Origin of the sequence: Jejuia pallidilutea (assembly GCF_002973595.1) — a bacterium.
Classification (GTDB): Bacteria; Bacteroidota; Bacteroidia; order Flavobacteriales; family Flavobacteriaceae; genus Jejuia; species Jejuia pallidilutea.
The window spans coordinates 716,280-731,869 of record NZ_PVEO01000001.1 but is presented as its reverse complement, the minus strand read 5'-3'; the positions used below and the strand labels follow the sequence as shown (position 1 = coordinate 731,869).

General features: G+C 34.5%; 10 protein-coding genes. 7 read left to right on the top strand and 3 right to left on the bottom strand.

From position 1 onward, the window contains the following. The first annotated feature begins 5 nt into the window (after window positions 1-5). The 3 genes from CLV33_RS03260 to CLV33_RS03250 all read left to right on the top strand — a co-directional run bounded on the left by CLV33_RS03260 (window position 6) and on the right by CLV33_RS03250 (window position 3,887). The gene (locus CLV33_RS03260; protein ID WP_105472677.1) at window positions 6-1,673 is read left to right on the top strand and encodes a hypothetical protein; all 1,668 of its coding nucleotides are present in this window, start codon (window positions 6-8) and stop codon (window positions 1,671-1,673) included. Between the two features lie 71 nt (window positions 1,674-1,744). Continuing rightward, complete coding sequence (locus CLV33_RS03255; RefSeq protein ID WP_105472676.1) at window positions 1,745-3,346, top strand: Ig-like domain-containing protein; 1,602 nt, start codon at window positions 1,745-1,747, stop codon at window positions 3,344-3,346. A gap of 100 nt (window positions 3,347-3,446) precedes the next feature. Then, window positions 3,447-3,887 (top strand): hypothetical protein, encoded by a 441-nt coding sequence (locus CLV33_RS03250; RefSeq protein WP_105472675.1) that lies wholly within the window; start codon window positions 3,447-3,449, stop codon window positions 3,885-3,887. 96 nt (window positions 3,888-3,983) lie between these two features. On the opposite strand, the gene CLV33_RS03245 is transcribed toward CLV33_RS03250, so the two are convergent. Further along, window positions 3,984-5,033: an endonuclease/exonuclease/phosphatase family protein gene (locus CLV33_RS03245; protein ID WP_105472674.1), complete on the bottom strand. Its 1,050-nt coding sequence runs from the start codon at window positions 5,031-5,033 to the stop codon at window positions 3,984-3,986. A 124-nt stretch (window positions 5,034-5,157) separates the two neighbouring features. Here CLV33_RS03245 and CLV33_RS03240 point away from each other — a divergent pair, with 124 nt between their 5' ends. Together CLV33_RS03240 and CLV33_RS03235 are read left to right on the top strand one after the other, a co-directional pair. Next, on the top strand, window positions 5,158-7,959 hold the full coding sequence (locus tag CLV33_RS03240; protein WP_105472673.1) for a TonB-dependent receptor: 2,802 nt from the start codon (window positions 5,158-5,160) through the stop codon (window positions 7,957-7,959). A 175-nt stretch (window positions 7,960-8,134) separates the two neighbouring features. Further along, the gene (locus CLV33_RS03235; protein ID WP_105472672.1) at window positions 8,135-9,562 is read left to right on the top strand and encodes a DUF5689 domain-containing protein; all 1,428 of its coding nucleotides are present in this window, start codon (window positions 8,135-8,137) and stop codon (window positions 9,560-9,562) included. 446 nt (window positions 9,563-10,008) lie between these two features. On the opposite strand, the gene rlmF is transcribed toward CLV33_RS03235, so the two are convergent. Both rlmF and CLV33_RS03220 read right to left on the bottom strand, forming a co-directional pair. Further along, the gene (gene rlmF, locus CLV33_RS03225; RefSeq protein ID WP_105472670.1) at window positions 10,009-10,971 is read right to left on the bottom strand and encodes a 23S rRNA (adenine(1618)-N(6))-methyltransferase RlmF; all 963 of its coding nucleotides are present in this window, start codon (window positions 10,969-10,971) and stop codon (window positions 10,009-10,011) included. A 12-nt stretch (window positions 10,972-10,983) separates the two neighbouring features. Further along, entirely contained in the window at window positions 10,984-11,952 is a 969-nt protein-coding gene (locus CLV33_RS03220) for an endonuclease/exonuclease/phosphatase family protein (protein WP_105472669.1), read from the bottom strand. Between the two features lie 62 nt (window positions 11,953-12,014). Here CLV33_RS03220 and hflX point away from each other — a divergent pair, with 62 nt between their 5' ends. Next, complete coding sequence (gene hflX, locus CLV33_RS03215) at window positions 12,015-13,226, top strand: GTPase HflX (RefSeq protein WP_105472668.1); 1,212 nt, start codon at window positions 12,015-12,017, stop codon at window positions 13,224-13,226. 3 nt (window positions 13,227-13,229) lie between these two features. Further along, window positions 13,230-15,536: a transglycosylase domain-containing protein gene (locus CLV33_RS03210; RefSeq protein ID WP_105472667.1), complete on the top strand. Its 2,307-nt coding sequence runs from the start codon at window positions 13,230-13,232 to the stop codon at window positions 15,534-15,536. Window positions 15,537-15,590 lie beyond the last annotated feature (54 nt).

Genomic DNA, 15,590 nt, shown 5'->3' with positions numbered 1-15,590 from the left:
TGAAAATGAAAAAAATAATTTATTTAATTACGCTAACTCTTGCGGTTACCTTTGTAGGGTGTAATCCGCTAGAAGATCTTTATGATGATATAGACGCCAGAGAAACTCCAGGTGTAGATTTTATTCAAGCCGACGAACAGTACACCTTTACTGCTGAGGATTATGAATTATACGAAGATGAATTAGGTGGCGAAGAGTTTTTCGAGTCTCAAGATCAAGCAGATTTAATCCTTCCAGATTTCTTAGCAGAGAAATACCCTGTTTGGGGAGAAGGTTCTTTAGTAAATGTTACTTATAACCTTTTTGATGAAACTGTTTTAGAGCCAATTTCAACATCGCAAACACTTTCAAACTTAAACGATATTGATAGTTTTTTATCTACTACTATTGAAAGTGCTGAGAACGGAACTTTTGTAGAATTAACTTATAATGCAGAGGTTTTAGCATACACACTTTCAGATAGTGATTTTGAAACCATTGAAGATGCATTAGGATCTAAATACCCAGAAGCTACAAGTAGTGCTGCAAGATTTGGAAATTTTGAAAGAAGATCAGGTAGAGATTCTTATTGGTCTGATAACATGATAGTTGAAGCTATTACAGCATTGTTGGCAGCCGATTATAACACAGGTCAAGTTCTAGTAGTAAATTTTGCTATTTTTGATGGCAGTCCAGGTTCAGAATCTTTCACACTACAACACAACGGATATAACTTTTTAAAGTTAGATGTTGAAGCAAGTGGTTCAGATGCTACCGAATATACTTTAACAGGAGATGATTATGATGCAATTGCTGCTGCTTTAACAGCTACCTATCCAGGTCCAGGCGGTAACCTAGCGCAATTTGGCAGTTTTGATGTTAGAGTTGGTTCTAGTGATAATGCATGGACAGATGAAATGCTTGTTGAAGGTTTTAACCTTGTGTTACCATCTGCTACAGAAGGTGATGTTTATGTAGTTTCATATGAGATTTTTAATGGCTCAAGGGGTACAGATACAATGACTTTATTATATACTGGTGGAGCATATATTCAAAGTGCTACAGTTGTAGAAGTAGCTGCAGTGGTTGCTAAAAATGATGGCGATTGGGAATTCCCTTATACATTTACCAGAGCAGATTACGACTCTTTTGGATTTAGATTTCCAAACTTTAGTAGTAGTAATATTTACATTTTAGATATCTTTTTAGAAGGTTTATTCCCATTTGCTCAGGCAGGCGATGTGGCTATGGTACAGTACGACTTTTTCGCAGGAGGAACTTCTACAAAGTACGGGCATAGTGTTTTTGATGGGGATAAGTGGAAATTAACTCCTGATGTTATTGAAACATCTTTCCAATATGGATTCGAAGATGGGGTTTGGGTACCAGATAACACAATTAATTATGTTTTATTAGGTGCTGATGTAGACTTAATATCTAATGCTTTAATTGATGTTTATCCTGGTCCTGCAGATAACGTAGGTTTCTTTGGAAGTTTTGATAGACGTACAGGAAGTAGTAACTATTGGAGCGACGAGATGTTATTGGAAGCATTCAATATATTGCTAGATGCAAGAAATCCTGGAGCTGCTGAAGGACAGAAGTATGCTTTAACCTTTGTTGTTTTCACCGGTTCTACAGGTAACGAAACAAAAAGTGTTATAAAGACCGATGGTGTTTGGGTTTACCAATAACCATTATACATTTTAATAAAAACCTCTTACTAAATGTAAGAGGTTTTTTTATCTTTAAATAAATTCTAGTTATGAAAAAGTATATTTACGTATCATTTATTGTAATGCTTTTTGCATGTGGTGGAAGTGAAGACAACCCTATTATAGAACCGCCAGTTGCTGTAAACGATACGGCCACAACTGTTGAAAATACACCAGTTACTATTGATGTTTTAAGTAACGATACTCTTAAAAATAATGCTACTTTAAACGATTTTTCCAGTGCATCTGCCAATAATGGTTTAGTAAGGGAAATTTCCAATAAGCTTATTTATACGCCTGCCGATAACTTTATTGGTACAGATACATTTACCTATACCATTTGTGATGGATTGAGTACACCTAATTGTGCAACAGCTACAGTAACTGTTACCGTAACTGATGTTGGAAATCCCGTAGCTGTAGATGATGCGTTTGATATTGTAGAGAATACTACAAATACTTTCGAAATATTAATAAATGATACTCTTGTTGATGGCGCTCTATTGTCATCAATTAATAATGCATTAACCAATGGTACGGTTATTCTAAACAACGACAATACTATAACGTACACTGCGCCAAATGGTTTTTCAGGAGAAGATACTTTTACGTACACCATATGTGATACAGATGCCACACCATCATGTGCAACAGCAACAGTAACCTTCAATGTAACCGATGAAGGTAATCCAACTGCTGTAGATGATGCCATTACAGTGGTAAAAAACCAAGTAACTTCAATTAACGAGATTTTAGATAACGATACCTTAATAGACGATACTGTACTATCATCAATTAATGATAGTGCTTCTTCAGGTACTCTTATTTTAAACAACAACGGAACATTAACATATGAACCTGCTACAGATTTTGTAGGTGAAGATACTTTCACATATACCATATGCGATGATGATGCGCCTACTAACACCTGTGCTACTGCTACTGTAACTATTTCAGTAATAACTCCTGTTAGCTTTAATATTCCTGCATCTTTAACAGATTATTACAGTGGTGTTGTTTTTACAGAAGATTCAAACCTAATGAAAAATGAAATAGAGTTGGTTACAAAATCAAAACACACTACCATTTTAACTTATGCACAAAGACATCAATATTTATACAATGCTGATGAAGATTTAAATAACGCAGATAATGTTATTTTGATGTATTCTAGTGACAGTCGCTATTGGGAAGAGTATACCTCTGGAACAAATTCGTATTCACCACAAACATTCAATACAGAGCATGTATATCCTCAATCTCGCTTAGTTGCTGCTGATGCGGTTACAGACCTACATCATCTTAGGTCTTGCGATGCTACGGTAAATAGCGACAGATTAAACTACCCGTTTACAGATGGAAGCGGAATATATAAACTTGTTGGGGAATCTTGGTTTCCTGGTGATGAGTGGAAAGGCGATGTAGCGAGAATGATATTATACTTAAACATAAGATATGGTGAAACTTTTTCTAAAGTTGGTAGTTTAGAGTTGTTTTTAAAATGGAACAGAGAAGATCCTGTTTCTGCATTTGAAGAGCAACGTAATACCGTTATTTTTTCTGCTCAAGGTAATCGAAACCCGTTTATAGACAATCCTTATTTAGCAACCTTAATTTGGGGCGGAGAGGCTGCAGAAAATAAATGGCAATAAATACTATTTTTATAAATAATTTTAAACCGCTTAGTTAATTAAGCGGTTTTTTTATGAATTAAAATCACTATTTTTGATGTTGAAATAAAATAAATACATCATGTACGAAACCATACAAGTATTACATTCTTATTGGGCATATGTTGTGCTCCTCATTTTAATTATTGCAACTGTTAATGCCATTGCAAAAACTGTTGGAGGTAAGGAGTATAGCGCTAAAGATTTTAGAATTTCCCTGTTCACTTTAATTGTGTCTCATATTCAATTATTAATTGGCCTTATTTTATATGTTGTATCTCCAAGATTGGCACTTTTTAGTGAATTAGGTATGGGTGGCGTTATGAAAGATGCTGTAAACAGATTGTATTTAGTAGAGCATCCTTTAATTAATATTATTGCTGTAGCCTTAATAACAATAGGATACTCAAAGCATAAAAAGAAATTAACTTCAGGTCCAAAATTGAAAACCATCGCTATTTTTTATACCATTGCTTTGGTGTTGTTCTTGTCTAGAATTCCTTGGAGTGCTTGGTTAAACTAAAATAGTTAAAGAATATACTTCAGACCTGTCAGGTTTTTTAAAACCAGACAGGTCTTTTTGTTAACGATAACCTATTTATTGTTTGGATTAAAGGGATTACTCTACCTCTTTAATCAAATACAAATACACCGGAAAATGATCGCTAAAACCATTGCTAAATCCGCCATCACTCCAACTTCTAAAAGGATAGCCTTTATATTTTCCCGTTGAAGTAATTATATAGTTCTTATTAAACACACCAACTTTATAGTACCTAAAAGACGAATAATCTCTGTCCAGTAAAGGTTTAGAAACAATAATCTGGTCAAATAAACTCCAGCTATCTCTGTAGGCAGTGGTACCTAATCCATCTCTAAAAAAATTTTCAAACGGATTGTAAAGTCCTTTGTTTCCAACTTTTTTTCGTTTCCGTTTAGTTTTTAATACATCCTTTAAACTTGTGTTATTAGGATTGTCATTCAAATCACCCATAATAACTATTTTTGCATACGGATCTTCGGCTTGTAACGAATCTATAATACGCTTATTTAATTTTGCAGCAGCTACACGTTTTGGTCTACTTCTGGCTTCACCGCCGCGTCTAGATGGCCAATGGTTTACTATTATATAAATTAAGTCATCTTCAAGTTTACCGCTCACCAATAACTGGTCGCGAGTTGTAATGCGCTCTCGGGTTTGGTCATCATAAATCTTCAATTCGTAGGTCTTGGAATGAATTGGTGTAAACAAACTTTTTTGATATAGTAAAGCTACGTCTATCCCTCTAGCATCCGGAGAATTGTAATGTACAATGCCATAATCTTTTTTTATTAGTGTAGTATCGTTTACAAGGTCTTCTAGAACAGTTCTATTTTCAACCTCACAAACTCCAATAATGGCAGGTGTATTTTTTGTAGCATCTTTACCAATTTCAGAAAGAACCCTGGCCATGTTTTTTATTTTGTGTTGATAAACTGAAGTACGATTGGTTTTTAGTTCCATTATTGGGCTATACTCATCAAACTTCAAAGGATCGTTTATGGTATCAAATAAGTTCTCTAGGTTATAAAATGCTATAGTATGGATTTTAAATTTTTTATCTTGAGCATTACAAGTTGAAATGATACTAAGAAAAAACAGTGATAAAAAAAGCTTAAAAACATTCATATTTTAAAAAAAAGTAGTTTACGTAGCGTAAAACTTAAGTCAAAGTTACGTATTTATAATAAATGTTGTAATTTTTCGGTTTTAATCGTTACTTTTTCATACAAAACGGGTCTTAAAGATAATCATGAATAAAATAACCCTCATTTTTTTATTCGCATTTTTTTCATTTTCACTCTACGCGCAGCAAACCATTGTTAAAGGTAGTGTAAAAGATGCGGTATCATTTCAGCCTATTTTAAATGTTACAGTAGTTCTTGAGGGTACAGATCTATCTTCTTTAACAGATGTTCAGGGGGAATTCCTTTTTTCTTCAAATATACCTTTGGGCGAGCAGGTACTTAAAATTTCTAAAGCAGGTTATACTACCAAGCGTTTTCCAATTATAGTATATAAAGGGCAAACTGTAGATATTAGCGATATGACTTTAGAGCGCGATATCTCTCAAAGTCAGGACCTGTTCACCATAACATTGTCTGATGATGAATTAGATAACGATACAAGTGGAGCAGATAACATTACGGGATTATTGTCCTCGTCGTTAGATGTGTTTCAGCGTACCGCAGCTTTTGAGTTTAGCCAATCTTTCTTCAGGCTAAGAGGCTTAGATTCCGAAAACGGTAGTGTATTAATTAATGGAATATCCATGAATAAGCTATTTAATGGCAGGCCACAATGGAGTAATTGGGGTGGATTAAACGATGTAATGCGAAATCAAGAATTAACAACAGGTTTAGCGCCATCAGATTATAATTTTGGAGGTATTCTAGGAACTACAAATATAAATGTTAGAGCGTCTAAAGCTAGAGCGGGCGCACGTATTACCTATTCTTCTTCTAACAGAAGTTATACCAATCGTTTAATGGCAACTTATGCTTCAGGACTATTAGAAAATAATTGGGCCTATACAATTTCTTTAGGAAGGCGTTGGGGGAACGAAGGTTACCAAGATGCTACGGTGTATAATGCCAATTCATTTTTTCTTTCAATCGAAAAAAAATTAAGCGAAAACCATAGTTTGAATTTTACAGGCATTTATGCACCAAACCGACGTGGGAAATCGTCTCCGAATACTCAAGAAGTTTTCGATTTAAAAGATATTCGCTATAACGAATATTGGGGATTCCAAAATGGAGAGAAACGCAATTCTAGAATAAAGGAAGTAGAAGAGCCTATTTTAATGCTAAATCACTATTGGAACATATCTACAAAAACCAGATTAAACACAAACCTTGCATATCAATTTGGGAGATTAGGAAACAGTAGGTTAGATAACAATGGTACCGATTTGGTAAATGGCATACCAGAAGGTGGTGGCGCAAACCCAAGCCCAACGTATTACCAAAAACTTCCAAGTTATTTTGAACGTAACTTTCCAAACAATTTACAGTTTGCTTATTTGGCACTGCAAGAGTTTAAAGATAACGGGCAAATGGATTGGAATTCGTTATATGAAGCAAATATTTTAAATACACAAAATGGAGGAAATGCTGTTTATGCCTTATATGAAGACCGTGTAGATGACACCCAATTTACCTTTAATTCTATTGTAAATAACGAATGGAACGATAATGTTGTAGTTAATGCAGGTATAAATATTCAAACCCTGAAATCTGAAAACTTTGCTGAGGTTTTAGATTTATTAGGAGCAGAGACTTATTTGGATATAGACCAATTTGCTGAAGCTATAGACGAAGCTCAAAACGATTTACAAAATCCAAACCGGTTGGTTGGTGAGGGCGATACCTTTAAATATAACTACAACCTGTTTGCTAATGTAGTAAATGGATTTGCCCAGGCTCAATTTAGTTATAATAAACTCGACTTTTTTATTTCTGGAAGTGTAACAAGCACGCAATACCAACGTGAAGGTTTATACCAAAACGGAGCATTTCCTAATAATTCTCTAGGTAAGGGAGAAACACTAAACTTTATGGGGTTTGGAGCTAAGGGCGGACTAACCTATAAAATTTCTGGAAAACATTTGTTGAATATTAATGGTGGCTACATTACCAGAGCACCATCACTAAGAAACACCTATTCCAACTCTAGGGAAAACCATAATGTTGTACCAAATATTACAGAAGAGAAAATAATGACGACTGATATAAGTTATGTTTTTCGTTCTCCTATTGTAAAAGCAAAACTTACAGGATATTACACAAAAATTACAGATGCAAACGAAATCTCATTTTTCTTTGCAGATGGTATTGGGGGCGATAATGTAGCTTTTATTCAAGAGATTTTACAAGGCATAGATAAACAACATATTGGAGGTGAATTAGGAATAGAAGCTCAGGTTACACCAACCATTAAGTTAAAAGGAGTGGCATCTGTAGGGCAGTTTACGTATGCTAACAATCCAAATTTGTACTTAACTACCGAAGCAGATGATGAATCTGTAGCAGCTGGTTTTGTAGATGGTTTTAAAGATTTTGGGGCATCTAATCTTAAAAACTATAAAATTGCTGCAGGACCACACAGAGCGTATTCTTTTGGTTTTGAATATAGAGACCCCGATTTTTGGTGGTTTGGTGCTACAGCAAATTTTTTCACAAATACTTATATTGATATTAGTCCGTTAACGCGATCTGCAAACTTTACAACAGATTTTGATGGTAATGTTTTTAATGACTACGATGAGGATTTAGCTAGGGAATTATTGCAACAAGAACGGTTTGATGACTATATGGTAGTAAATTTAGTAGGAGGAAAATCTTGGAAAATAGGCAGTAAATACATTAGTGTTTTTGCAAGTGTAAACAACCTTTTAGATGAAGTTTTTAAAACTGGTGGTTTTGAGCAAGGTAGAAATGCCAATTTTAGGCAGTTGCGCGATGATAAAGCTTTAAAAACACCTGTATTTGGCTCTAAATATTGGTATGGTCGCGGAACGACTTATTTTTTAAATGTGAATTACAGATTCTAGAAGCCCTACTAACCTTCCAGAAGGAGAAGGAATGTGTTGCAGATGCTTGTGAAAAGAGATAAATGTAAGACCTCCCAGATTTCAAAAACCTGAGAGGTCTGGACAAATAAACGGTTGAATAAGCGTGTTCCTCCTTTGGAGAGATTAAGGGAAGCTTTTTATAAAAAGATACATTATGAAAAAAACAAATAACTTTTTAATTACTATGCTTGTGGCATTCGTGCTTTCTTGTGTTGGAGACGACGATTTTGGTGTACCTAATATTACAAACGAAAATCCAGATATTCCAGTTGAAAAAATCACTACGTTTAAAGCCATAAAATCACTTTACGAACAGGCCGTAAATGGTGGTAATACAACAGTGGTTGTTCGAGACGATATTTATATTGAAGGTTATGTGATATCATCAGACAAAGCAGGTAATTTTTTTGAAGAGCTTATTATACAAAACAAAATAGATGATAGTAATCCCGATAACGATCCAAGGTTGGGTTTTAAAATAGACATAAATCAAAGTAGCTTGTCAGACACTTATCAACTTGGGCAAAAAGTATTTATAAAATTACAAGGGCTAACACTAGGGGAAACTAGTGGCGTAGTAACTATTGGTAAAGGCGATGCGGTAAACGTACAACAAATTCAAGCTACAGAATATCGCGATATAATACTGAGAACTAATGATATAGTTGAAATTAAACCAAAAGTAGTTGCTTTAGAAAATTTAACAGAAGCTGATGAGAATACGCTAATACAACTACAAAATATGCAATTAAACAGGTTTGAACTAGGCGCCTCTTTTGCAAGTGAATCTTTTGATGAGTTTGATGGTTTGCGCTTGTTGGAAAGTTGCGAATCTGGTATTCAAATTATTATGCAAACTAGTACATTTTCAGATTTTAAGTCTTTAATAGTACCACAAGGCAGTGGTACTATTACAGGTGTTTTTAGTCGAGATTTTAGAGACAATTTTAATGTTTTGGTGATTAATAGTTCTGCCGATATAAATTTTGATAGTACTGAACGTTGCGACCCTATAGAATTTTCCTGTGGTCTTGCTACTACCATAGGCACAGGCAATTTGTTATACGAAGATTTTGAACCTCAAAGAAATAACCGTCCCATAGAAATTGATGGGTGGACCAACTATATAGAGGCGGGAACACAAGCTTGGGAGGGGTATTCCTCAACATCATCAAATGCCTCATTAGGGCGTTCTGCTAGATTTCAGTCTGCCAGTTCTGGTGATATAAGTAATATAGGGTGGTTAATTACACCTGCTATAGATTTAGATGCACAAGATGGCGAATCGCTACGCTTTAAAACCTCTAACAGTTTAGCAGATAGTAGTTATATGGAAGTGTTTTATGCCGATGATTGGGATGGGACCGAAGCAGGCGTTACAGCTGCCACTTGGCGAATATTAACCGATGCTTATGTTGTAAAAGACACCGATTCTTTTGCAGAATGGTTTAGTTCTGGAAATGTAGATTTATCGTGTATTTCGGGCTCTATACATATCGCATTTAAATATACAGGAAGTGGGCAATCTACTTTTGATGGTGTTTATGAGTTAGATGACATTAGTGTAGATTTTGTGGAATAGTTATACCTTTAGCACAATACATGCTTTATGACCATATTCGACATATTTTTCTTTAACCTAGTACAGCACTATAAAACTAAAAAAAGGAAAAATGCTATTAAAATCGCTACCTTTTATGTTTCGTTCCTACAGTGCTGTTTGTTATTACTTTTAGGGGTGTTTTTTGCTGGATTTTTTAAGCAAATGCAAGTAGATGTTATGTCAGCTTCCAAAGGTTGGATTTTATTTATTCTATCAGTATTAGTTGTTTTTTTTAAAAATTGGATGCAGTATAGTGGCAGAAAACGAAATTTACTTCATGTAAAAATGCTGAAAAGGAAAAAACAAACTTATAATATTTGGGTGCTTTGGTTACTGCCTTTTATTATTTTAGGGTTAATATACACACTATTTCAGGCCATTTAAGTTTAATAACTTTAAAAAAGAGGATTAATCTAGAAGTGCATTCAATTTCTTGTAAAACCCCATTCGTCTTGTTGTGCTTTGTTTAAAAACGTCCAAGCTACTATGCGGCTTATTTTGTTGCCTTGACCCATTGTGAGTATTTTAACTTCTGTAGCGTTTACTTTTTCTAAAAGCTTAGAAACACCTTTAAGATTTGATTCTTTTGAAATTAGGGTTGTAAACCAAAAGCATGAAGTCCCAAACCTTCTGCTTTCATATATCATATTTTTTACAAAAGTTGCTTCGCCACCTTCACACCACAGTTCATTTGGTTTTCCGGCAAAATTTAATACGGGTTTTAGAGGTGTCTTTTTTGTTAAATTTTTTAGTTTTCTAACTGTGCTGGCTTCAGCTTCATGTAAAGACGCGTGAAAAGGGGGATTGCAAACAGTAATATCAAACCGTTCATCATTACGAATAATACCTTTAAAAAAATTACGAGGTGTGGGTTGTAACCGCAATTCAACATTGGTTTTTAAATTTTTGTTTCGCTGTACTATTTTTGTGGCAGATGTAATAGCTGTAGCATCAATATCTGAACCAACAAAAGACCAATTGTATGTTGTGGCACCTATAATAGGATACACACAATTTGCCCCTACACCAATATCTAAGCATTTAATATGTTTCCCTGTTGGAATTTTATTGTTGTTTTTTGAGGCTAATAAATCTGCTATGTTATGAATATAATCGGCTCTTCCAGGAATTGGTGGACACAAATAATGCTTAGGAATATCCCAATATTCTATATTATAATGATGTTGCAGTAGCGCTTTATTCAACGTTTTTACTGCCTCGGGATCAAAAAAATTAATTGAAGCATCTCCATACTTATTGGGCTTCACAAACAATGAAAGCTCAGGGCAAGTTGTTATTAAACTTTTAAAATTATAGCGGTCTCGATGTTTACTCCTTATATGTAACTGTGTTTTTTCTACAGCGTGTTTTTTGTTTTTATACTGCATTTAGTGCATCATTTATTTTTTTAAAATAGTATAAACAGGAAAGTGATCGCTGTAGCCGCCTTTGTACTTTTTTCCAACATAAGTTCTAAAAGGAGCTCCTTTAAAGGGGCCTCTAAATAGCTTTAAAAAATCTACATCAAAAATATTAGCTTTAAAAAATTCGAATTCATTTTTAGAGCTTTTAAAAAAGTTAGTAGAGACTAAAATTTGATCAAACACATACCATTGTCTTCTATGTTTAACAGTGCCACGGGTGAATGATCGTAGGGTTTCAAAAGGATTAAACAAACTATGGTCTTCCGTTAAGCGTTTTAGGCTTTCGTTTTGTGGCGTATCATTAAAATCGCCCAAAACCATAATTTTAGCATGTTTGTCTTCTTGTGTTAACCATGAAATAATCTCACTCACTTTCTCAGAGGCTGCTAAACGTTTAAATTCGGTTTCTTCAACACCTTCACGTCTAGAAGACCAATGGTTTAATATAAAATAAACGTTTTCGCCATCTAATTTTCCACCAACAAGCAAAATATCTCTGGTATAATCAGGTGTACCATCGTTATCTACTAAGCTAACCGAAAAAGTTTCAGTATGAAAAACTTTAAACGCTTTGGTGTTGTATAATAATGCAACATCAATACCGCGTTCGTCTAGAGAATCAAAATGCACATAGTTGTAATCGCAATCCTCTAAGTGTTTCGATGCTATAAGATCCTTTAAAACTTTAGCGTTTTCAACTTCTGCTAAACCAACAATTGCTGGGTGTTTACCAGTTTCTTGCCGACCAATATTAGAAATAGCATATCCAATTTTCTGCAATTTGTTTTGGTAGCGTTTGGGTGTCCATCGTTTTACAGATTCGGGTAAAAAATCGTTGTCGTTAGTAAATCTGCTATCTCTTAAATCAAATAAATTTTCAATATTGTAAAATGCCACAGTCTGCATGTTATGGCGTATGGAAATGTCTTCTAAATCGTCTGTCATGTGTCAAAAATAGGGTATAAAAAATTAAAATTAAAATGCCTGTAATTATGTAACTTTGTAATATGATTGAAAAGAAAGATGTAGATTTAGAAAAGGCGGTTTTGGTAGGTATTGTTACTAAAGACCAAGACGAAGAAAAACTAAAAGAATATTTAGACGAGCTAGAGTTTTTAACCTTTACAGCTGGTGGGTATGCCATTAAGCGGTTTACCCAGAAAATGGATATGCCCAATCCTAAAACCTTTATAGGGTCTGGTAAGATGGAGGAAGTAAAACATTTTGTTGATGAGAACGATATTAGTACCGCAATTTTTGATGACGAACTCTCTGCAACACAAGAACGTAATATAAGCAAAATTTTAGGATGTAAAGTTCTAGATAGAACTAATTTAATTCTTGATATTTTTGCACAACGTGCTCAAACTAGTTATGCCCGAACTCAGGTAGAACTAGCGCAATACGAGTATTTGTTACCACGATTACGAGGAATGTGGACACACTTAGAGCGCCAACGGGGTGGTATTGGCATGCGTGGTCCTGGTGAAACCGAGATAGAGACAGATAGACGTATAGTACGCGATAAAATTGCGCTTTTAAAAGACCGTATAAAAACCATAGATAAGCAAATGGCTGTACAGCGGGGTAACCGCGGTAAATTAGTGCGTGTAGCGCTTGTGGGCTACACCAATGTTGGTAAATCTACGTTAATGAACGTAATTAGCAAAAGCGATGTATTTGCCGAAAATAAACTATTTGCTACCCTAGACACTACGGTTAGAAAAGTGGTAATTCAAAATTTGCCATTTTTATTAAGTGATACCGTTGGATTTATAAGAAAGTTACCTACGCAGTTGGTAGAAAGTTTTAAAAGTACTCTAGATGAAGTAAGAGAAGCCGATTTGTTGTTGCATGTGGTAGATATATCCCATCCTAATTTTGAAGAACACATAGCATCTGTTAATAAAATATTAGGGGAGATTGAAAGCAGCGATAAACCAACCATTATGGTGTTTAATAAAATTGATGCTTACGAACCAGAACCCTTTGAAGAGGATGAACTAGATGAAGAAAGAACAAAAAAACATTACACCTTAGAAGAATGGAAAAGTACTTGGATGAGCAAAATAGGTAACAATGCTTTATTCATTTCCGCAATAAACAAAAGCAATATAGACGATTTTAAAAAACGTGTGTATGATGAGGTAAGGGAAATTCATGTAACACGTTTTCCTTATAACAGTTTCCTATATCCCGACTACGAAGAAACCCAATAGGTTATGAGCAATAGCCCACAAAAAAGCAATTTCATTAAAAGTAAAGCTTTTTTACTTTTTGTTTGGAGTAGAAATATACTAGGGAAAAAATGGGTGAAATGGAGTTTAATTGGGTTAGTAACTGTGGTTTTTCTGCTAGTGAGCCTATTTGTAAGTGTGTATTGTGGTGCTTTTGGAAATATACCTTCTAAAAAAGATTTAACGTTTATACGGCAAGAGGCTGCTACGCAAGTTTTAGATAAAAACGGTCGCTTAATTGGTAAATACTTTATTTACGATAGGCAACCTTTAACCTACAAAGATTTCCCCCAACATTTAATAGATGCCTTAATAGCTACCGAGGATATTCGTTTTTATCAACATGATGGCATAGACAATAAAAGCTTAGTTAGGGTATTTTTAAAAACTATTTTAATGCAGGATGAGTCGGCTGGCGGCGGCAGTACAATTACGCTTCAGTTAGCAAAAAATCTGTTTGGAAGAAAGCAATATATTTTTGCAAGTATTGTTATAAACAAGCTAAGGGAATCCATAATCGCTAAGCGTATTGAGGATATCTATTCTAAAAAAGAAATTCTAGAACTTTATTTAAACACGGTACCATTTCCAGACAATACGTATGGTATTGAGAGTGCTGCACGAAAATTTTTCAATAAGTCAACTACATCATTAAATAAACAAGAATCGGCTGTTTTGGTAGGTACATTAAAGGCAAATAATTATTATAACCCAAGATTGTACCCCAAACGCAGTAAGGCAAGACGAAATGTAGTTTTAAACCAAATGGTTAAATATGGATATTTATCAAAAGATACAGCCGATATACTTATTGCAGATACTCTTAAACTAGAGTACCGTTCATTTAATCATGATGTTGGTATAGCGCCTTATTTTAGGGAGCAGGTAAAAAAAGAATTAACCCTAATTTTAGATTCATTAAAGAAACCAGATGGCCAACCATACGATATGTATAGAGATGGATTGCAGGTGCACACCACACTAGACTATGCTATGCAAGAACTTGCAGAAGAAGCTATGAAAGAACATATGGCTGTTTTACAGAAAGATTTTGAAAGCGCATATGGTAATAACGCTCCTTGGAAACAAAATGGAACATTTATTAAAAACATAATTAAGCAATTACCTCTTTATAAGAAGTTTAAAGAAAAGGGTTTGAGTGATAAGCAAATAGAAGACACTCTTAACACTAAACGAAATGTAGAAGTATTTAGTTGGGATGGCGATACGATAGCGCGTATAACGGTTAGGGATAGTTTACAGCATTTTGTGAAATTTTTAAATACAGGAATGTTGTCAATAGACCCTTCCTCAGGAGCCGTGAGAACTTATATAGGTGGTATTGATTACAGGTTTTTTAAGTACGATCATGTATCGCAAAGTGAACGACAAGTAGGGTCAACCTTTAAGCCTTTTGTTTATACAGCAGCGATAGAAAACGGTATGAAACCATGTACTTATTTTCCGTTAAAAGCTGTGAGTTATGTTAATTATGATGATTGGACTCCAACAAATTCTGGAAGTGAAGAAGAAGCCCCTCACTTAAATTATAGTTTAGAAAAAGCGCTAAGTAATTCTGTAAATACTATAGCTGTTAAGGTTTTAAATGAGGTAGGGATACCAAAAGTTGTTGATTTAGTTGAAAAATTGGGAATTGTAAAAACAATACCTAATGAACCATCAATAGCACTAGGTGTAGCAGAAATTAACTTAAAGGCACTAACTGGTGCTTTTGCAAGTTACGTTAATGCCGGAAAAGCAGTAAAACCCTATTGTATAAAAGAAGTAAGGGATAGATACGGAAAGGTGTTAGTATCTTTTAAGCCTGAAGTTAAAAAAGTGCCTGCATTTAATGATTATACCCAGCAAGTAGTATTGGAAATGATGAAAACTACAGTAAATAGCGGAACTGCATCAAGACTAAGAAATGAATATAAGTTAAGAAATGAAATAGCAGGAAAAACTGGTACTACCCAAAATAATAAGGATGGATGGTTTGTGGGTATTACACCTAAATTAGTGAGTGTTACATGGGTTGGAAACGATAACCATAGCATTGGTTTTAGTTCCACAGGTATAGGGCAAGGGGCAAACTCAGCGTTACCAATTTTTGCAAAGTTTTATAAAAAACTGAATGAAGATGAGTACTTTAATGCAATTACGAAAGCAGAATTTAAAACTACATCCTACCAAGCCTTAGAGGATTTAAAATGTGAACCTGAAAAACGGGACGGATTTCTTAAACGGCTTTTTGGTTTAGGTGGAAATAAAAAACGGTTTAAGGGCGAGTAGGCCTTTTTGTAGTTTCGGTTTTGTGTGAATGATAAGTATTAAGCTTTGAATAAA